This window comes from Lysinibacillus parviboronicapiens, assembly GCF_003049575.1.
Taxonomy (GTDB): Bacteria; Bacillota; Bacilli; order Bacillales_A; family Planococcaceae; genus Lysinibacillus; species Lysinibacillus parviboronicapiens.
In genome coordinates, this window is record NZ_PYWI01000003.1 from 196,627 (window position 1) to 216,902 (window position 20,276).

Sequence of the window (20,276 nt, forward strand, 5' to 3'; positions counted from 1 at the left end):
GAAAAGTATTTTCAGCGTTCGCTATTTTCAGCGCGTAAGCGGAGTGGACACGTAGCGACAGCGCCTTTGTTTTTGGACCGAATGCGCAGTGCTAACGAGTGACAGGTGTAAAATGATAAGTATTTTCAGCGTTCGCTATTTTCAGCGCGTAAGTGGAGTGGACACGTAGCGACAGCGCCTTTGTTTTTGGACCGAATGCGCAGTGCTAACGAGTGACAGGTGTAAAATGAAAAGTATTTTCAGCGTTCGCTATTTTCAGCGCGTAAGCGAAGTGACAACTTAGTGACAGCCTGTGAAATCTGCTGTGTCTTTAACAGTAGTGAAAAACAAGCGGTGTTTATCACTGCCTGTTGGTTTGTGCTTTTAATGTTTTATTGACTTCATCACGTACTTCAAAATTTTGTAAAGTAACGAATAGCCCCTAATTCTAAGGCTTCTTGAACAACATCTAATTCACCATAAGCAGTCATCATAAAGACAGGTATTTGTGGCCATTTTTCTTTTAAATGCTTTAAAATTTCTATACCATCCATTCCAGGAATCTTCATGTCTAGTAACACACAGTCTATTGCTTCTTCTTCTGCATAACGTAGTGCCTCCACGCCATTCGCTGCTAAATATGTAATGTAACCTTCTTTTTTTAACACTTCATTTAAAAGCAAACGAATGCCTTGCTGATCATCGACAATTAGTAATCGTTTCACATTTCATTCCGCCCTTTTTGAATTATTATTCTTGCACAAAAACATCTTATAATATGTATAATTCTCCTTTAAAATCTTAATACCTTCTAGTATTATAAATTATCTGCTTTTGCTTTATACTTCTTTCAACCATATAATATTGATTGAGGTGGAACCATGTCAAAAATTCTAACAACTCAACTAAGTGGCCTTCTTCAAAGAATAACACAAAGCGAAGAGGAAGCTATTGAAGAAACAGCAAGATTACTTGCACAAGCTGGCATCGGGGAAGGCAATGTTTATTTTGCTTGCTTTGGTGAAATGCAAGTTATCGAAGTAAATGCACTTCAAGGTGTTGAACAGTTTGCTAAGCTCCTTCCATGGACCAAACATACTGAAGTGAGTGAAGCTGACCGCGTGTGTATCTTTACACGTAGTGCACAGGATAAGGATGCATTAGCATTAGCACAAAAATTGAGTAATCGTTTTATTCCCTTTGCAGCAGTCGCAAGCGAAGTAACTACTAGTGAAAATCCGTTAGCCGATTTGGCGTATACATATATATCTACACGTATACGCGGTGGCTTACTACCTAATGACTTAGGTGAACGCATTGTTGTGCCACATGCAATCGCGGCTCTTTTTATCTATGAGGCGCTGAAGATCGCTTACGATGAAATGCTCGGACTTGATGAAGAAGAGCTATAAGTACCTAGTAAATGGGTAGTATGGATGAATATCCGTGAAACACTTTATACGCACCACCGTTAACACAAGGGCAAATATACACGAAAGCTCTAAAAACAAAAGGCTCCCTTTCTATGGGAGCTTCTATATTTCTACTTAGAAAGAGGCTGGGACAAAACTTTAGATTTTAAGAAAGAGGAGCAAAGGTATTATTATTTTTGCTATCTAAAATGAAGAAAAATTTAGACGTTCTTCCTTTTGGCATAAATAAAAGTTAGAAGAGAGCACTAGTTGATGGTAGCGAAGGCAGCGACTCCTGGGGGATTAGCGTGACGCCTGAGACTACAGGCTCAGGCCACGCCCCCGAAAAGCGTCCGCTGTAGTGGACATCAACGTTCACAGCAAAAAAGTGTTAGATCGACATCAGTCAATCTAACACTTTTTCTCTTTTGTCCCAGCCTCTTCTGCGTTTTATTTAAATGTTGCACCAATAAAATCACGGAATAATGGCTGTGGTCTGTTTGGACGCGACACTAATTCAGGGTGGAATTGACAAGCTACAAAGAAATTGTTCTCTGGTAGTTCGATAATTTCCACTAATTTGCCATCTGGGCTTGTCCCTGAGAAGACAAGACCTGCTGCTTCCATCGCTTCACGGTATTCATTGTTAAATTCATAACGGTGACGGTGGCGTTCATACACAAGTTCTTTTCCATAGGCAGTGCTTGCCTTAGAGCCATCTTTTAATTTACATGGATACAAGCCTAAACGTAATGTACCACCAATGTCTACATTATCATTTTGATCCGGTAAGAAATCAATAATTGGATACTGAGTTGCTGCATCAAGCTCTGTAGAGTGAGCACCTTGTAAACCAAGTACGTTACGCGCAAATTCTACTGTTGCCAGTTGCATTCCTAAGCAAATCCCTAAAAATGGAACATTATTTTCACGTGCATATTGCGTGGCTAAAATTTTCCCTTCAACTCCACGATCACCGAAGCCACCAGGTACTAATATAGCATCAGCTTCTTTTAATAGCGTCGCTACATTATCAGCTTCTACATGTTCTGCATTGATCCAGTCGATATCGATATCTGAGTTGAAAGCATAGCCCGCATGCTTTAATGCTTCTACAACAGAAATATATGCATCTTGTAGCTCTACGTATTTACCAACTAATGCAACTCTACGTTTGTTCGGTAAGTTTTTCACTTTATCTACAAGATCGCGCCATTCTTCCATATCAGCTTCCGGTGCTTCAATGCCGAAGTGATCTAGTACGATATCGTCAAAATCTTGTGCATGTAAGTTAAGTGGTACTTCATATAAGTGCTCTGCGTCACGAGATTCGATAATCTCATGTGGTTGCACATCACAGAATAATGCTAATTTTTCTTTCATTTCAACTGGTACTTCTTGTTCTGTACGCACCACGATGATGTTTGGCTGAATACCTAAAGCGCGTAATTCTTTTACAGAATGTTGTGTTGGTTTTGTTTTTAACTCACCAGCTGCTTTAATGTACGGAATTAGCGTACAGTGTACGTACATTACATTGTGATGACCAAGATTTGTTTTCATTTGGCGAATCGCTTCAAGGAATGGGAGTGATTCGATATCACCAACTGTTCCACCAACTTCAGTAATGACAACATCAGCATTTGTTTCACGACCAGCACGTTGAATGCGGTCTTTAATTTCATTCGTAATATGAGGAATTACTTGTACTGTTCCACCATTGTAATCACCACGGCGCTCTTTTTGTAATACAGATTGATAGACACGACCTGAAGTAACAGTTGAATGTTTCCCCAAATTTATGTCGATGAAACGTTCATAGTGGCCTAAGTCTAAGTCAGCTTCAGCGCCGTCATCTGTTACAAATACCTCACCGTGTTGATAAGGACTCATTGTACCTGGGTCAATATTGATATATGGGTCAAACTTTTGTATTGTTACTTCTAATCCACGATTTTTAAGTAAACGTCCTAAAGATGCTGCAACAATCCCTTTACCAAGCGAAGACACAACCCCGCCTGTTACAAAAATATACTTAGTCATGAAAAAATTCCTCCTTATATTGTTCTAGAAATTGCTAATAAGAAAAGTGCATTCGCGCCCTTTTATACCTACCTCTTAGGGTACAGGGAGAGATGTGCCGCTAAATATACTTCACTTTCCGTTCGAGGGCTTCTTACGGCCTCCAACGTAGCGCAAATGCCTTGACATCGATTAGAGAATTTATACTTGCTTATACCTTAAAATAAGAAAAGCCGAGAATTCCTACATAACATAAAATGTAGTCGATTCGAAGCTGTAATCGTTTCTATCTCTTTTTAGACTTTCCTTTATCAAATTCGGCTAAGGTCTACAGTCATCTAAAATGTTTAAGAGTACATTAGATACTTTAAGATGTAAAGACATTCAACTAAGACTTTAGCTTTATTCAGTCACCGATTATTATACATAATGAATAGTTAACAACCTTTATATTCATCTATCGCCTATAATCATTAAAGAAATAACTGAAAAAGGTAAAAACAAAAAAACGCCCCTCCTGCATAGGTTTGCAGGGGGAGCGTATTGCATACACGGTCTTTCTCCTCTTTAAAGGAGCCCAAGTAAAAGATTAAACGGAACCGTGAAAGAAGTCAAGATTTTTTACTACTTGTACAAAAGTAAGAAAATTCAAAGAGTAAATAATAAATTACACTTCTTCCTCTTCTTCTTCCTCTTCTTCTTCGTCAATGAAGTCTTCATCGATTTCTTCAATTTCTTCGATTTCTTCTTCATCTTCAAATTCGATTTCTTCTTTTTCTTCTTCAATATCTTCTTCAACAAATTCTTCATAATCCTCATCAAAGTCGATATCTTCTTCATCTAAATCTTCTTCTATTTCATCATCATCGTCTAGAGTAGCCTTAGATTTTTTCTTATGAGTTTTAACAGATGGGGCTGTTTCTTCTTCAATTTGTTCAACCTTAAACCATTCTCGTAAACCCCAACCAGATTCTTGGTTGTATAAGAAGCGGCCATCTACATTCATGTCAGTATAAAATTGTAGTAAGCGTGATTTAATATCAGCATCACTAAAACCAGTAAGCTCTTTAATAATTGTTAGCAGGTCATTAAATGACACTGAGGCACGCTTTTCAGTTAAAATTGCATAAGCTAAGTTAATTAACGATTCTTCCGCTAATTGTTCCTTTGTCATTTCACGAAAATTCAATTCGTGCACGTCCTTTCCCTCATCACATACGGATGTATTAAAATTAAAAGATGCTTTATCTACATTCAGCAGAACACATTCAACTCTATTGGTGGTGAGATGAATGCAATTGTAATTTTTCCAAACACTTGCTGAATGAAATAAAACCTCTGGCAGATGTCACAGATGTTTTGTGCGCGAAAACGTAGCGCTAGCGTAGTGACAGCAGCAGATTTTGAACAGAGTTTCATTTAAGATGTTAGCCTAACTTTATCGTGCAGGCCTAAGCACAATTCAAAATCCGGACGCAATTACGCCAAGGCGATATTGCTTTTCCGAGCGCAACTAAAAAAGGCCGCACAAAAGTAACTTTCCATACCATAAGCATAATACCCATTATATACAAAGTTTTAGTCTCTTTGCTAGCTTCAATTACTGTTTTTTATATCACGTATTATTTTAAACCCAAAGTAAAACAAATAAACAGACAATAAGAGTAAAGGAATAGCGCCAATTTGCTTATTATACAGGAAAATGACTCCTAACACTAAAGCTAAAATGATAATGTAGTGAATAACTGATTTCATCCTCTACTGCGCCCCCTTTGTGATTTCTATTATAGCGAAAATAAAAAGAAGTGCCTAATCGAAAGACTAGACACTTAAAACTTCAGAAGCTTTCCGCATAAAATAGAATAATTTGTAAATAGAAAGCGATTATGCACGTTTACTTTTTACATATTGCGACGGAACTGTCCACCTACTTCATATAATGCTTTTGTAATTTGTCCTAAGCTTGCTACTTGTACGGTTTCCATTAGCTCCTCAAAAATATTACCGTTGTTCACAGCAACTTCTTGTAAACGAGCAATAGCCGCTTCTGAGTCCCCTTCGTGCTGCTGCCAGAAGTCCTGTAGATTACGTATTTGTGTTTCTTTTTCTTCTGTGGAAGCACGCGCAATTTCCATATTGTCAATGGCATCATCTGCTGGTGGGTTTGGATTTAAATACGTGTTTACGCCAATAATCGGTAGTTCACCCGAATGCTTTAGCATTTCATAGTGCATAGATTCTTCTTGAATCTTACCACGTTGATATTGTGTTTCCATTGCTCCTAACACGCCGCCACGATCATTAATGCGATCAAATTCCTCTAACACGGCTTCTTCTACTAAGTCTGTTAACTCTTCAACAATAAATGCACCTTGTAACGGGTTTTCATTTTTCGCTAACCCATGTTCCTTCGTAATAATCATTTGAATTGCCATTGCACGACGCACCGATTCTTCTGTTGGCGTTGTAATCGCTTCATCATACGCATTAGTATGGAGTGAATTACAGTTATCTTGAAGTGCCATTAATGCTTGCAAAGTTGTACGAATATCATTAAAGTCAATCTCCTGTGCGTGCAAGCTTCGACCTGATGTTTGAACATGGTATTTCAGCTTCTGTGCGCGCTCATTCGCACCGTATTTATCACGCATAACGACTGCCCAAATACGACGCGCAACACGGCCAATCACTGTATATTCTGGATCTAGCCCGTTCGAGAAGAAGAATGATAGATTCGGCGCAAAATCATCAATGTTCATGCCACGACTTAAATAATATTCAACATAGGTAAAGCCATTCGCCAGTGTAAATGCTAGCTGTGAAATTGGATTCGCTCCAGCTTCTGCAATATGATAGCCCGAGATAGATACTGAGTAGTAATTGCGCACTTTTTGATCAATAAAGTATTGCTGGATATCACCCATCATACGCAGTGCAAATTCCGTTGAGAAAATACAAGTATTTTGCCCTTGGTCTTCTTTTAAAATATCTGCCTGCACTGTCCCACGTACAACCTGCAATGTTTTTTCACGTGTCTCCGTGAATTCTTCAACTGTCAAAGTACGACCTAATTGTTCCTCACGCAGTTTCACCTGCTGATCAATGGCTGTATTCATAAACATCGCCAAAATAATTGGTGCAGGTCCATTAATTGTCATCGATACTGATGTTGATGGCGCACAAAGGTCAAAGCCTGCATAGAGCTTCTTCATATCATCTAACGTACAAATTGACACACCTGACTCTCCGACTTTACCGTAAATATCCGGACGATAGTCGGGGTCTTCGCCGTATAATGTTACTGAATCAAAGGCCGTAGATAACCGTTTTGCATCATCGTCTTTTGATAAATAGTGGAAGCGTTTATTTGTACGTTCTGGTGTACCCTCACCAGCAAATTGTCGCTTTGGATCTTCACCTTCACGTTTAAACTGGAACACTCCCGCAGTATATGGGAATTCACCAGGTACATTTTCACGATACACCCAGCGTAAAATTTCACCGTAATCAACGAACTTTGGCAGGACAACCTTTGGTATTTTTGTACCCGAAAGACTTGTTGTCGTTAAAATCGTCCGAATTTCTTTATCACGAACTTTGGTTACCAGAATGTCTCCAGCATACGCTTCCTTTAAAGTCTGCCAATTTTCTAGAATACGCTTGGATTCCGCTGATAATTCATCACGGACACCTTCCGCTAAAGAAGTAAGTGATGCGACTAGTGCGTCATCTGGCGCTTTTTCCTTAACGGTAGCAATAGCACCTTCAAGCTGGAATAACCGACGTGCAAACGCTACCTGTTGCTCTGCCTTTTTATGATAACCTCGCACTGTATCAGTAATCTCGCGTAAGTAATAACGACGATCATTCGGAATAATAACATCTTGCTTTTGCGTTTTAGCAAATTGTTCATAGCTTGTTTCCCAATTGCTGCCTGTCTTATTATTAATAATATTTACTAACGCTGCAAATAAGGTATTTGTCCCTTTATCATTAAATTGACTGGCAATCGTACCGTATACAGGCATGCTATCAATCGGTTCTTCCCACAGCTCACGAGAACGTTGTAGTTGCTTTTGTACTTGACGTAGTGCATCTTCTGAGCCTTTACGTTCAAATTTATTGATGGCAATAACATCGGCAAAATCAATCATGTCAATCTTTTCAAGCTGTGTGGGTGCCCCGAATTCACTTGTCATGACATACATGGATAAATCAGTGTATTTTGTAATTTCCGCGTCACCCTGACCAATCCCACTTGTTTCTACGATGATTAAATCATAACCTGCAACACGCACAACATCTAAGACATCTCCAATGGAAGCCGTCAGTTCTGTTCGTGAACCTCGAGTTGCCAGACTTCGCATATACACACGATTATTGAAAATAGCATTCATACGAATACGATCCCCAAGTAAAGCCCCTCCTGTTTTTTGCTTCGTCGGATCGACTGAAAGAATAGCCACACGTTTATCTGGGAATTCCTTCAGGAAGCGGCGAATAAGCTCATCCGTTAATGAGGATTTCCCTGCACCACCCGTTCCTGTAATCCCTAAAATTGGTGTACCTTTCGAACGTTTTCGAGCTTCCACTAACATAGCTTTCGTTTCTGCATCATCATTGGATTCTGCCGCAGTAATTAAATTTGCCAGTAATTCTGGTGTTTCTGTTGTTAAAGCATCTAGCTTCTGTTGATAGTCTCCCGTCGCCGTTGGAAAATCCGTGCCTTTAATTTGCTCGTTGATCATCCCTTGTAAGCCCAGCACTCGACCATCTTCTGGCGAGAAAATCCCAGAAATGCCGTATGAATGTAGCTCTTTAATTTCACGAGGTAAAATAACACCACCACCGCCACCATAAATTTTAATATGTGGCGCTCCCTTTTCTCGCAGTAAATCATACATATATTTAAAGTATTCCATATGGCCACCTTGATAAGAGGATACAGCAATGCCCTGCGCATCCTCTTGAATCGCAGCATTCACGACTTCCTCAACAGAGCGGTTATGTCCCAAATGGATTACTTCCACACCACTAGATTGTAAAATACGTCGCATAATATTGACTGAAGCATCATGTCCATCAAAAAGACTGGATGCTGTTACAAAACGTACGTGATTTTTTGGACGATATACTTCTACCTTTGTCATATGAAATCCCCACTTTCTCCCCTTAGTAATCTCTTGCTGAGTGTATGACCGCTTAAAAGCTATATAGCGCAGAGGAATCTTTGTTTAGATGCTCCCACCTCTTTAGGCGCAACATATAAGCGAAACGCCATACTATCTCAAGTAAAAATCGGTAATTGCAAAGTCCGTCTATGCAATTACCGATTACCCCTTAAAGTTATTAAAACCCCTTAATGCCCGAAATGAATAATGTTGTCTGCATATCAATATACTCGTCAAGTGTATGTTGACGATGAAGCGCCCACTTACGGAATGCCCAGCTTTGACCTTGCACGACTAAGTTATTCGCAGCCAAATGAATCTGCTTGTCAGTCATTGAAATTTCTCCAGATTCCACACAGCGTTTTAACAGTCGCTCAAAAGTAGCAACCATTTCGAATTCCTTACTGAATACATAGCGCTGTGCTTCTCTAGACAATGATTTCGTTTCTTGATACATAATTGTCAGTTCATCGACCATACTATCGATTTGCAAGAAATACTCACGAATCATTTCTCTTAACTCGTCTATAGTACCTGCCTTGATTTCGAAACTTGAGAGCCGCTCCATTGCATGATGATAAATACTGTCACATACAAGGTATAGTACATCTTCTTTTGTACGAATGTACTCATATAATGTACCGATACTAAAACCCGCAGCTTTTGCAATTTCTCTCGTCGTAGCACGATGAAAACCTTTTTCTTTAAATAATTTAATAGCACCTTGAATCATTTGTTCTCGACGAATGGCGATCAGATTTTCATCTTTCACAGTTGACTGAACTTGGGGCCTTTTACTATTTTCTGTCATAAATTATTTTGTCAACATACGCGAGATAACGAGACGTTGAATCTCCTGCGTACCTTCGTAAATTTGTGTAATTTTGGCATCACGCATAAATCGCTCTACTGGATAATCCTTTGTATAACCATAGCCACCGAAAACCTGAACCGCCTCAGTCGTTACACTCATTGCTGTGTCACCAGCCATTAATTTCGCCATTGCCGATGCCTTACCATATGGTAGACCATTAGACTCTAACCAAGCGGCTTGGTATGTAAGAAGTCTTGATGCTTCAATTTGTGTAGCCATATCCGCTAATTTGAAAGACACACCTTGATTTGCAGTAATTGGCTTACCAAATTGTACGCGCTCTTTTCCATATTCTACAGCTGCATCTAACGCACCTTGAGCAATCCCTACAGCTTGGGCTGCAATACCGTTACGTCCCCCATCTAGTGTAGTCATCGCAATTTTAAAGCCTTCTCCCTCTGCCCCAAGTAAGTTTTCTTTTGGTACACGGCAGTTGTCGAAAATAATTTCAGTCGTTGGTGATGAACGGATTCCTAGCTTTTTCTCTTTTTTACCAACTGAGAAACCATCAAAGCCTGCTTCAACAATAAAAGCAGATGTGCCGTTTTTCGCTTCTGGATCTGTTACAGCAAATACAATATATGTATCTGCTACACCCCCGTTGGTAATGAAAATCTTCGAACCGTTTAAAATATAATCATCGCCGTCACGTTTGGCATACGTTTTCATACCGCCTGCATCTGAGCCCGATCCTGGCTCCGTTAAACCGTATGCACCAATATGTTTACCTTGTGCCATTGGACGAAGATACTTTTGTTTCTGTTCTTCCGTTCCGAATTTATATAACGGCCACCCTGCAAGGGAAGTATGTGCTGATAATGTTACCCCTGTTGAAGCACATACACGTGAAAGTTCTTCTACAGCAATTACATAAGCAAGATAATCAAAGCCTGCACCACCATACTCTTCTGGCCAAGGAATACCTGTTAATCCTAGCTCAGCCATTTTTTCAAAAATTGTACGGTCAAACTCTTCATTTTCGTCGCGCTCCGCTGCTGTTGGTGCTACTTCGTTAATAGCAAAGTCGCGAATCATTTCACGTAATTGTTCGTGCTCTTCTGTTAATTGAAAGTTCATTGTCCATTTCCCCTTTTATATGAATGAATTTCGCTTTTACGTCATTTGATTCCGTATACCTTTGAATGCGAATGGAACTAAAATCAATTCCTCCAGTTATGAAGCTTCTACTGAATCAAATTAAATGTTTACTAATGACTAGCTTTTGGATTTCACTTGTACCTTCATAAATTTCTGTCACTTTGGCATCACGGAAATATCGCTCTACTGGATAATCCTCTGTGTAGCCATAACCACCGAAAATTTGCACAGCTTCAATAGCTGTTTGCACTGCTGTACGAGAAGCAAAAAGTTTAGCCATCGAGGCTTCTGCTCCGCAAGGTAAGCCCTTGGCGCGTAAATCAGCTGCACGATAGACAAGCAATTTTGCAGCTTCCACCGCAGTTGCCATGTCTGCAAGCTTGAAGCCAACCCCTTGTTGGGCTGAAATTGGTTTACCAAATTGAACACGTTCTTTTGCATAAGCTGTCGCTGCTTCAAGTGCTGCCTCAGCAATCCCTAAAGCTTGAGCCGCAATGCCAATACGACCAACCTCTAAATTTGCCATCGCAATTTTAAAGCCTTCTCCTTCTTTGCCTAGAAGATTTGTCGCTGGTATACGACAATTATCAAATGTCAGTTGCACTGTACGTGAGCCATGTAAGCCCATTTTGTGCTCATCCTTACCTATCACTAAGCCAGGCGTTCCCTTTTCGACAATAAACGCCGAAATTCCTTGCGTCTTGTCGGCTTGATTGGTAGAGGCAAAAACGATATAGACATCTGCTTCACCACCGTTCGTAATGAACACCTTTGATCCGTTAATAACATAGTCATCACCATCAAGCACCGCCTTAGATTGCAGTGAACCTGCATCTGATCCAGCACTCGGCTCCGTTAAACAAAATGCTCCTAAATATTCCCCTGAAGCAAGTTTAGGAACATAGCGTTGCTTCTGCTTATCGTCCCCAAAGTAAATAATTGGGTTTGTACCAACAGATGTATGCACTGATAAAATAACGCCCATCACTGCACTGACCTTAGATAACTCATTTATGGCTAGTATGTACGATGTAAAATCCATCGCAGATCCACCTAGTTCTTCTGGTGTTGTAATACCCATTAAACCAAGTTCACCCATTTGCACAAGTAGCTCTCGTGGAAACTCCCCTGCTTCCATACTGTCTACCCACGGTGCAATCTTTTCTTGCGCGAAATCTCGCACCATATCACGCATCATTATTTGTTCATCTGTAAATTGTAAATGCATCTATAATGTCACCCCTCTATGTTGTCGCATAGCATTACATTTGTGTTGAATCATCCCATCCCCATAGGATTATTCGTAAACGTAAAAGCCTCTTCCTGATTTTTTACCTAGCCAGCCTGCTGCTACGTATTTGCGTAGCAATGGACACGGTCTGTATTTACTATCCCCTAGTCCCTCATGTAAAATTTCCATGATCGACAAGCACGTATCCAGACCAATAAAGTCAGCTAATGTTAATGGTCCCATTGGATGATTCATTCCAAGCTTCATGACATCATCAATTGCTTCTTTTGATGCAACCCCTTCATATAAAGCATAAATTGCCTCATTAATCATTGGTAACAAAATTCGATTTGAAATAAAGCCTGGGAAATCATTTACTTCGACAGGTGTTTTCGCCAATTTCACGGTCATTTCTTCAGCGGCTTTGTATACCTCATCTGACGTTGCTAAACCTCTAATAATTTCGACAAGCTTCATAACCGGTACTGGATTCATAAAGTGCATACCGATTACTTGCTCAGGACGGTTCGTTACTGCTGCTATTTCAGTAATCGGTAGAGATGATGTATTCGTTGCTAAAATGGCCTGTGCCGGTGCAATCTTGTCTAATTGTTGAAAGATGGATTGCTTCACTTCCATGTTTTCAACAGCTGCCTCGATAATAATATCTACATCACTCGCATCCTGTAAATCTAGTGACATCGTAATACGAGCAAGAATTGCCGCTTTTTCATCCTCTGTTTTACGACCTTTTTCAACATCACGTGTTAAATTTTTAGAAATAACACCGTATCCACGCTCAAAAAACTCTTGCTTCATGTCATTAAGTTTGACTTCATAGCCCGCTTGCGCACAAACTTGTGCAATCCCTGAACCCATTTGACCAGCACCAATGACCATTACTTTTTGAATTCCCATCATTCATGTCCCCCTGTTTTTGGTACTTCAATCATGATTGCATCGCCTTGCCCTCCCCCAGAGCAAATGGCAGCAATGCCGGTTCCGCCGCCTCGGCGTTGTAATTCATATGCGAGTGTTAAAATAATGCGTGCTCCAGAAGCTCCTATTGGATGACCTAGCGCAACTGCGCCGCCGTTGACATTGACCTTCTCCGCATCTAGTTCCGCTAGCTGATTGCTAACAAGAGCTACTGCTGCGAATGCTTCATTAATTTCGATTAAATCAATATCTGCTATTATTTTCCCAGTTTTCTTTAGTAATTTATTGATTACTAGCCCTGGTGTTTGTGGGAAATTTTCTGGCTCAAGTGCGAGCGCCTCATGGCCGATGATAATGGCAAGAGGCTTTCTACCTTCACGTGCTGCACGTTCCTCACTCATTACTACAAGTGCACAGGCGCCATCGTTCACTCCAGGTGCATTTCCTGCTGTAATTGTGCCGTCCTTATCAAAGGCTGGCTTTAATTTAGCAAGCGCTTCCATTGATGTTCCAACTCTTGGTGCCTCATCGGTACTCACTGAGAGTGGTTCCCCTTTACGCTGTGGTATTTCCACAGGTACGATTTCCTCTGCGAAGTAGCCTTTTTCAATCGCCCCGAGTGCCCGTTCATGGCTGCGCACAGACCAGGCATCCTGTTCCTCACGGCTTAACGAGAACGTAGTCGCTGTCGCATTGCCATAACTCCCCATATGCGGTCTTGCCTGATCAAAGGCACATGTTAAACCGTCATACAACATACCATCTATCATTGTAGAATCACCCATGCGTAAACCTGTGCGTCCATTCATTAAATAGTAAGGTGCATTTGACATAGATTCCATACCGCCAGCGATAATAACTTCTTCGTCCCCTAAACGAATTAGCTGATCTGCTAACGTTACTGCACGCATTCCCGACGCACAAACCTTATTAATCGTTTCTGTTTTCACCGCTGTCGGTAAACCGGCTTTTAACGCAGCCTGTCTTGATGGTATTTGTCCCTGACCACCTTGTAAAACTGTGCCTAAAATTACTTCATCCACTTCATTTGGCGTAATATTTGCCTTCTCAAGTGCCCCTTTAACGGCTATTGCCCCTAGATCACTTGCATTGAGAGGTGCTAGTGCTCCTCCAAATTTTCCAAATGCCGTTCTTGCTCCTGCTAAAATTACCGCTCTATTCAAGTAAAACACCCCTTTTGTTTTACGTTCTCGATGAAGGAATCGATTTCGTTTCTTTTCCCAACCCCCATAGTTGACTGAACGCTCGCTCGACTCTTCTCGATGAAAAATGGGAGTCCTTAACCAACTCCCATTTCCATTTAATCTTATTCTACAAAACAATTAATTATTGTGCAATTTATATTTTTCAGATAACAAAAATATTTCTACAATAACTATATTATTTTATCGTTTAGTTGTTATTTCTCATCACTTACCATAGTATCCACAGAAGCCACCACTTCTTCTAGCACATCTTCATTAACATTTTCAGTACCCTCTTCAGTTGCCACTTCAGCAACTTTCACTTTTTCACCGAAAACCGAACGCTCTAATAATTCTGCAACGTCGAATGTACTAATTGTATCCTCTACTTCTTTAGCCTTTGTACCATCCTCAAGCATTGTTAAGCAATATGGACAACCAGAAGATATCACGGATGCATTTGTAGCCAAAGCTTGCTCAGTTCTCGCTACATTAATACGATTTCCAACATGCTCTTCCATCCACATTAATCCGCCACCGGCACCACAGCACATTGCTGTTTCACGATTGCGTTCCATTTCCACCAGCTTAACGCCTGGGATACCTCGAAGAATTTCACGCGGTGCGTCATACACATCATTATAACGACCTAAGTAGCAAGAATCGTGGAAGACGATTGTCTCATCAACTTCGTAATTCATAGCTAGTCGATTTTCTTCAATCAATTGATTTAATAACTCTGTATGGTGATAGACTTCACCCTTCCAGCCGAAATCTTGGTATTCATTTTTGAAAATATTGTATGCATGCGGGTCAATTGTAACTATTTTCTTCACATCATTTTTTTCGAACTCATCGATATTTGCAGTCGCCAGCTCTTGGAATAAAAACTCATTCCCTAGACGACGTGGTGTATCTCCTGAGTTTTTCTCTTTATTACCTAAAATTGCAAACTTCACGCCAGCTTCATTTAATAGACGGCATAAAGCTAATGCGATTTTTTGTGAACGATTATCAAACGCGCCCATTGAGCCTACCCACAATAGATACTCCATTTCTTCGCCTGATTTTTTCAATTCTTTCACTGTTGGAATATTTATAGTTGGATCAAGATCACGCCAGTTTTCTTTTTCTTTACGGTTTAGTCCCCAAGGATTACCTTGTCGTTCAATGTTTGTCATCGCGCGCTGTGCATCTGGATTTACTTTTCCTTCTGTCATTGTTAGATAACGACGTAAGTCAATAATTTTGTCGACATGCTCATTCATGACTGGACACTGGTCTTCGCAGTTACGACAAGTCGTACATGCCCAAATCTCTTCTTCGGTAATCACCTCGCCGATTAACGACGGACTATAAATATCCTCAATAATGGCACCCTCAGCACCAGCTGCCATCGCCAACTGATTGCCCTTTGTATTGGCGAAGAACTGATAAGGAACCCATGGTTTTTGTTTTGTGACCACCGCACCTGTAAATGTTAAATGATCACGAAGCTTGACGATTAAGTCCATTGGTGACAACATCTTTCCAGTTCCAGTTGCTGGACACATATTTGTACAACGACCACATTCTACACAAGAATATAAATCGAGCATTTGCTTTTGCGTAAAGTCCTGAATTCGTCCAACTCCTATCGCAGGAATATCATCTTCACTTTCTGCATTTTCACCTGCTTCTTCAAGCGCCTCAAAGTCAATTGGTGTTAATGTTCCCGTACGATCTAAACGATTCATGTACACATTAATCGGACTCACAATTAAATGGAAGTGCTTCGATTGTGGTACATAAATTAGGAATGTTAATAGGATTAATAAATGTGCCCACCACATTACATAGAAAATACCTGCTGCTACAGATGCTGGTAAAAACCCAAAGATAGCTGCGATTGCTGATGCTACAGGCTCCGTATAAGTTAAGCCTTCCCCATGCCAAATCAAGCCCATACCATTGGCAAATAATGTTGATACCATTAAACCGCCAATGAAAATTAATACGAGACCATTTTTCCAACCGCGTTTTAGACGCACCAGCTTTTCCACGTATCGACGATAAAATGCCCACACTACCGCTACCAAAATCATTAGCACTACTAACTCTTGGAAGAATGTGAATACACCATAGAAAACCCCTAGTGGTAAATGAGAATTTGGTGCTAATCCTTTCCAAATTAAATCAATGGCACCTAACTGTACCATCAAGAAGCCATAAAAGAACATGACATGAATTAAGCCACTTTTTGGATCCTTTAATAGCTTATTTTGACCAAATACATTGACCATTAAATAACGTATACGTTCTTGAACACTTTCATCAAACTCAACCTTTTTCCCCAGTTGTACAAACGTGTAGCGTGTTTTTAACAGATAGAAAAATAATCCTAGTGCGTAAAGCACAACCACGACTGTTAAGATAATGTTTGCAATTAGTAATGGATTCATGGTTGGTCCCCCCCTTAGCTTGTCGTAATTTCTCTCTTTGTGTTAAATTTGCTAGCTCATGCGTAAATGTACGACATTTTGTTACTATATTCATATTCTAATAAATGAGTGAGCATTCAGTCAACACAAATCAAAAATATTTCTGATAATTTTATATTCTTACACTTTATACGGAAAAAAGCCACCCTGAAATTTTCAAAGTGGCTCTTTATCTTTATTTATAATGGCGAACACAATGACTAGTCAAAATACCCCACTCCTCTATAGTTGCCCAAATAAACGGCGGAAGTACAGTTTCAGTGGGCGCCAAAGACTAGTAAATGAAGTCGAATCTCAGAGGATTGACACAAATTACCTATTTTTTAAATACTTTACCACTTCGAATATATTCAATATCTGCTACGTTTAAGCGTGCATTGACAACACGTGCAGCGGCAAATAAATAATCCGATAAGCGATTTAAATATTTTTGCACAATTGTTGGTACATCAGGAATTTCTTTCATCAGCGTTACCATTTGACGCTCTGCTCGACGGGCAACGGTACGTGCAATGTGTAATGTGGCAGCTGCTGGTGCACCCCCCGGTAAAATAAAGCGTTCTAATGGCGGCGCTTCATCCGACAATGCATCAATACGTGTTTCCAACACCTCAATCGGTTGTTCTGCAAGTTTATAATGACGCTCCTTCATGACATTTGCTAGATCACCGCCTGCATCAAAAAGTTCATGCTGAATCGTTTCTAAATCAACTAAAATATCTTTGAATAATTCACGATCAAGTTCACTTACAGCTTTACCGATAAATGAATTTAATTCATCAATTGCACCGTATGTTTCCACACGTAAGCTATCTTTGTCAACACGTCCACCTATAAGGCTCGTTTTACCTGTATCGCCCGTTTTTGTGTAAAGTTTCATTCAACTCAGCTCCTATGCTTCATTTTATAATTTCGAATTGCCTGCACTGTCGTTTCAAAAACACCTTTACCAATAATCTTTCCTACATCTGTAATCGGACCACCATATAACATTTCCGCACCCTTTTGAGTTGCGGCAATTAACAGACTATCTGTGGCAGTACCAGTGGCAATGGTATTGGTGAGCTCATCCCGAATATTTTCTGACTGTAAGGCCTTTGTTTTCGCCTCATTTGCAGTCATCATGGCTTGGAAAAACGCCTCTTCCGATAAGCACCCATTAATCACAACCCACGTGTTAATAGTACCAATATATGGTTCATCTTGTCTTTCATGCGTACGTGACACATCCACAGCCTTTCCAACACCTGCCGTTACGACGACAAATATGCCACCAAAGGGTGCTTTATATTCATTAAGTGCAACGAGCTCTGTTGAAACGGCTGTTAACATTACTACTGTACTTGTCAATGAAAAGTGTTCCCTTTGTAAAAACTCCGCGACCTCGCGCTTCACATCTTTAATGATATAGTCACCAGCAACAGACCGATTTACTAGGCAGTCATACCATCCAATACCTGGATTATGTACAGCAGAGGAGACTGTTTTTAAAGGAATATTCGATTTCAATTGAATATAATCTGTTGTTATCTTAAAATCCTCTTTTACGATAACAGCTCGTTGCTGATGCTTACTTGCAGCTGGCATCATCGTAATTTGAGGTTTCGGAATTTCAGGATGCGCGTAAGTTGCAACTCTCGCTTGATACACTTCCTCAATTTGCGAAGCAATCAATACTTCATGCGGCGCACCAATTGCACGCATACAACCATTTTCCATTAACAATAATTCATCACAATAGAGTGATGCTAAATTCATGTCATGTAATACCATAATAACCGTTAAGCCACATTCTAGTGCTTCTTTTCGTACCATATCTAGAATTTGGCGTTGATGGGCAATATCTAAGTGATTGGTCGGCTCATCTAGCAGTAAAATTTCAGCTGTTTGTGCTAAAGCCTGTGCTACAAATACACGCTGTTGCTCACCACCCGATAAAATCTCCATCGGTGTATGCTCATAACGTGTGACACCTGTTTGCGCCATCGCATATTGGACAGCTCGCTCATCTAGCTCTGACCAACTCGAAAAGAATCCTGTTTGATGAGGATAACGTCCAAGGGATACTGCTTCACGCACTGTATTCGAAAATGCATTGGCATGCAGCTGTGGCAGTACCGCCATTTTCTTCGCCAATGTACGGGCATTATATGCTTTCATATCTTTCCCGTCTAATAAAATAGTACCTGTAGTTGCGGGGAGTATCCCACTGATTACCTTCAGTAATGTCGATTTGCCACTACCATTGGGTCCTAAAATTCCGAGTATTTTGCCCTTTTCAACTGTAAAGCTCACATCTTTGACAATCGGTACGCCTTCATAACCACCCGATAAACGTTCAACGACAATCATACGCGTACCCCCTTGCTTCTTCGTTGCTTATAGAATATATACGAAAAAACAGGTGCGCCTATAAACGCAGTGATGACACCAATTGGCAATTCACGCGGCATGATAATCGTCCGTGCCACCAAATCACATATAATCAGCAAAGTTGCTCCATTAAAAAAAGATAACGGCAGTAGATGACGGTGGTCTGAACCCCAAATCATACGGGTCATATGCGGAACAACTAGTCCAACAAATCCTATCGTTCCAGAAACTGCAACCGCTGCGCCTGTTAACATTGAGCCACCTGCTAAAATTAAATATTTACTTCGTTTGACATTGACGCCTAAATGCTTCGCACGCTCTTCTCCATATAAAAGAACATTTAACTCTCTTCTTTGCGTCCATAGCATCAACGAGCCAATCACAACAAACGGTGCAATCATTTGTACGTATGGCCACCCGCGCATTGATACCGAACCAAGCAACCAACCGATAATTTGTCGTAATTCCTCACCGGTTAAAGCTATCATTAACGAAATAAGAGAACCTAAAAATGAACTAAAAATAACGCCTGTTAAAATAAGTGTTTCCATTTTCAGTGAACGGTCAACTAACCTAGCAAAGGTCATAACAGCTACCATTGTTAACACTGCACCAATCATACTAAATATCGGTAATGCGTACAGACCTACAACCGGAATGGAAATCCCAAAAAACAGTGTCATTACTGCTCCTACAGAGGCGCCAGAAGAAACACCTAATGTATAGGGGTCAGCTAAAGGATTTTTTAATAAGCCTTGGAATGCCGCACCTGCAATCGCAAGCGATGCTCCTACAAGTCCTGCTAACATGACACGTGGCATTCGAATTTTCCACAAAATATTGGCAGCCGTTTCATCTGCTGCCTTATTCCACAATACTTCTAGTGGAATATGAACTGAGCCTATCGATACGCCACACCAGATGCTAATGATTAGAAGCGTTATCGCTGTTACATAGGCAAATACTATTCTACTCACTCGAATGCCTCTGGATAGATGGCCTTAGCTAATTCTTCAAGACCATCTGCTAAACGTGGACCTTGACGACTTATCATATTTTCATCTACTTGTACAATCGCTTTATTTTTCACTGCATTAATTGTGTCAAAGCCTGCACGTTGGGGAATTTTCGTTAAAATATCAGGTACATAATTATATGTCACAACAATAACATCTGGATTTTTTGCTATGATTTGTTCAGCATCGATCTTATACCAGCCGTTCGTATCTGCCGCCGTATTACTCGGTATGAGGGAAATAATTCTTTCCGGTGGTGCTTCTAGTGTAATATCCTTGCCCGTAACGTCTGTCATTGTAAGCGGGAATGTAGCTTCCTCTCCTTGCGGAGTTGCCTGTTGCTCTGTTGCAGGATTGTCGTTTTTCGTTTCCTTGCTATTACATGCCGCAAGTAGGCCAATTGCGAGCAATGCAGACAACCCTATTTTCAAATACTTTTTCACTGTGAATCCTCCCTAATGAACCTGCTTGTGCGC

14 protein-coding genes and 1 pseudogene are annotated in these 20,276 nt (G+C 40.4%); 1 reads left to right on the forward strand and 14 read right to left on the reverse strand.

From position 1 onward, the window contains the following. Nucleotides 1–340 precede the first annotated feature (340 nt). Nucleotides 341–704, reverse strand: a pseudogene (locus C9J35_RS05190) (response regulator). 156 nt (nucleotides 705–860) lie between these two features. Here C9J35_RS05190 and C9J35_RS05195 point away from each other — a divergent pair. Beyond that, entirely contained in the window at nucleotides 861–1,391 is a 531-nt protein-coding gene (locus tag C9J35_RS05195; RefSeq protein ID WP_054767363.1) for a DUF2529 family protein, read from the forward strand. Between the two features lie 450 nt (nucleotides 1,392–1,841). Here the strand turns inward: C9J35_RS05195 and pyrG are convergent, their stop codons facing one another. From pyrG to C9J35_RS05260, 13 genes are all read right to left on the reverse strand, one after another. Continuing rightward, complete coding sequence (pyrG, locus tag C9J35_RS05200) at nucleotides 1,842–3,434, reverse strand: CTP synthase (protein ID WP_054767362.1); 1,593 nt, start codon at nucleotides 3,432–3,434, stop codon at nucleotides 1,842–1,844. Nucleotides 3,435–4,080: 646 nt separating this feature from the next. After that, entirely contained in the window at nucleotides 4,081–4,602 is a 522-nt protein-coding gene (gene rpoE / locus C9J35_RS05205; RefSeq protein ID WP_201262043.1) for a DNA-directed RNA polymerase subunit delta, read from the reverse strand. A 712-nt stretch (nucleotides 4,603–5,314) separates the two neighbouring features. Next, the gene (gene icmF, locus C9J35_RS05210; protein ID WP_107923681.1) at nucleotides 5,315–8,563 is read right to left on the reverse strand and encodes a fused isobutyryl-CoA mutase/GTPase IcmF; all 3,249 of its coding nucleotides are present in this window, start codon (nucleotides 8,561–8,563) and stop codon (nucleotides 5,315–5,317) included. Nucleotides 8,564–8,762: 199 nt separating this feature from the next. Next, the gene (locus C9J35_RS05215; RefSeq protein ID WP_054767361.1) at nucleotides 8,763–9,395 is read right to left on the reverse strand and encodes a TetR/AcrR family transcriptional regulator; all 633 of its coding nucleotides are present in this window, start codon (nucleotides 9,393–9,395) and stop codon (nucleotides 8,763–8,765) included. Between the two features lie 3 nt (nucleotides 9,396–9,398). Continuing rightward, on the reverse strand, nucleotides 9,399–10,535 hold the full coding sequence (locus C9J35_RS05220) for an acyl-CoA dehydrogenase (RefSeq protein ID WP_107923682.1): 1,137 nt from the start codon (nucleotides 10,533–10,535) through the stop codon (nucleotides 9,399–9,401). A gap of 115 nt (nucleotides 10,536–10,650) precedes the next feature. Continuing rightward, nucleotides 10,651–11,784: an acyl-CoA dehydrogenase gene (locus C9J35_RS05225; RefSeq protein WP_054767360.1), complete on the reverse strand. Its 1,134-nt coding sequence runs from the start codon at nucleotides 11,782–11,784 to the stop codon at nucleotides 10,651–10,653. Nucleotides 11,785–11,853: 69 nt separating this feature from the next. Further along, entirely contained in the window at nucleotides 11,854–12,705 is an 852-nt protein-coding gene (locus C9J35_RS05230) for a 3-hydroxybutyryl-CoA dehydrogenase (RefSeq protein WP_107923683.1), read from the reverse strand. After that, nucleotides 12,705–13,910 carry an acetyl-CoA C-acetyltransferase gene (locus C9J35_RS05235; RefSeq protein WP_107923684.1) on the reverse strand — a complete coding sequence of 402 codons (1,206 nt, stop codon included), beginning with the start codon at nucleotides 13,908–13,910 and terminating at the stop codon, nucleotides 12,705–12,707. The genes C9J35_RS05230 and C9J35_RS05235 overlap by 1 nt, the downstream gene beginning before the upstream one ends. A 236-nt stretch (nucleotides 13,911–14,146) precedes the next feature. Beyond that, the gene (locus tag C9J35_RS05240; protein WP_107923685.1) at nucleotides 14,147–16,372 is read right to left on the reverse strand and encodes a heterodisulfide reductase-related iron-sulfur binding cluster; all 2,226 of its coding nucleotides are present in this window, start codon (nucleotides 16,370–16,372) and stop codon (nucleotides 14,147–14,149) included. A gap of 355 nt (nucleotides 16,373–16,727) precedes the next feature. Further along, a complete protein-coding gene (locus C9J35_RS05245) occupies nucleotides 16,728–17,291 on the reverse strand; it encodes a cob(I)yrinic acid a,c-diamide adenosyltransferase (RefSeq protein WP_107923686.1) in 564 nt (187 codons plus the stop codon). Between the two features lie 5 nt (nucleotides 17,292–17,296). After that, entirely contained in the window at nucleotides 17,297–18,763 is a 1,467-nt protein-coding gene (locus tag C9J35_RS05250) for an adenosylcobinamide amidohydrolase (protein WP_107923687.1), read from the reverse strand. Continuing rightward, nucleotides 18,760–19,761: a FecCD family ABC transporter permease gene (locus C9J35_RS05255; protein WP_107923688.1), complete on the reverse strand. Its 1,002-nt coding sequence runs from the start codon at nucleotides 19,759–19,761 to the stop codon at nucleotides 18,760–18,762. The genes C9J35_RS05250 and C9J35_RS05255 overlap by 4 nt, the downstream gene beginning before the upstream one ends. Then, a complete protein-coding gene (locus C9J35_RS05260; RefSeq protein WP_107923689.1) occupies nucleotides 19,758–20,243 on the reverse strand; it encodes an ABC transporter substrate-binding protein in 486 nt (161 codons plus the stop codon). The genes C9J35_RS05255 and C9J35_RS05260 overlap by 4 nt, the downstream gene beginning before the upstream one ends. Between the last annotated feature and the right edge of the window lie 33 nt (nucleotides 20,244–20,276).

Excerpts from the sequence above, each read along its gene's own strand:
- C9J35_RS05225 (WP_054767360.1), bottom strand. The coding sequence starts at position 11,784 with ATGCATTTACAATTTACAGATGAACAAATAATGATGCGTGATATGGTG.
- C9J35_RS05240 (WP_107923685.1), bottom strand. The coding sequence starts at position 16,372 with ATGAATCCATTACTAATTGCAAACATTATCTTAACAGTCGTGGTTGTG.
- pyrG (WP_054767362.1), bottom strand. The coding sequence starts at position 3,434 with ATGACTAAGTATATTTTTGTAACAGGCGGGGTTGTGTCTTCGCTTGGT.
- C9J35_RS05250 (WP_107923687.1), bottom strand. The coding sequence starts at position 18,763 with ATGATTGTCGTTGAACGTTTATCGGGTGGTTATGAAGGCGTACCGATT.
- C9J35_RS05195 (WP_054767363.1), top strand. The coding sequence starts at position 861 with ATGTCAAAAATTCTAACAACTCAACTAAGTGGCCTTCTTCAAAGAATA.
- C9J35_RS05215 (WP_054767361.1), bottom strand. The coding sequence starts at position 9,395 with ATGACAGAAAATAGTAAAAGGCCCCAAGTTCAGTCAACTGTGAAAGAT.
- C9J35_RS05220 (WP_107923682.1), bottom strand. The coding sequence starts at position 10,535 with ATGAACTTTCAATTAACAGAAGAGCACGAACAATTACGTGAAATGATT.
- C9J35_RS05245 (WP_107923686.1), bottom strand. The coding sequence starts at position 17,291 with ATGAAACTTTACACAAAAACGGGCGATACAGGTAAAACGAGCCTTATA.
- icmF (WP_107923681.1), bottom strand. The coding sequence starts at position 8,563 with ATGACAAAGGTAGAAGTATATCGTCCAAAAAATCACGTACGTTTTGTA.
- C9J35_RS05230 (WP_107923683.1), bottom strand. The coding sequence starts at position 12,705 with ATGGGAATTCAAAAAGTAATGGTCATTGGTGCTGGTCAAATGGGTTCA.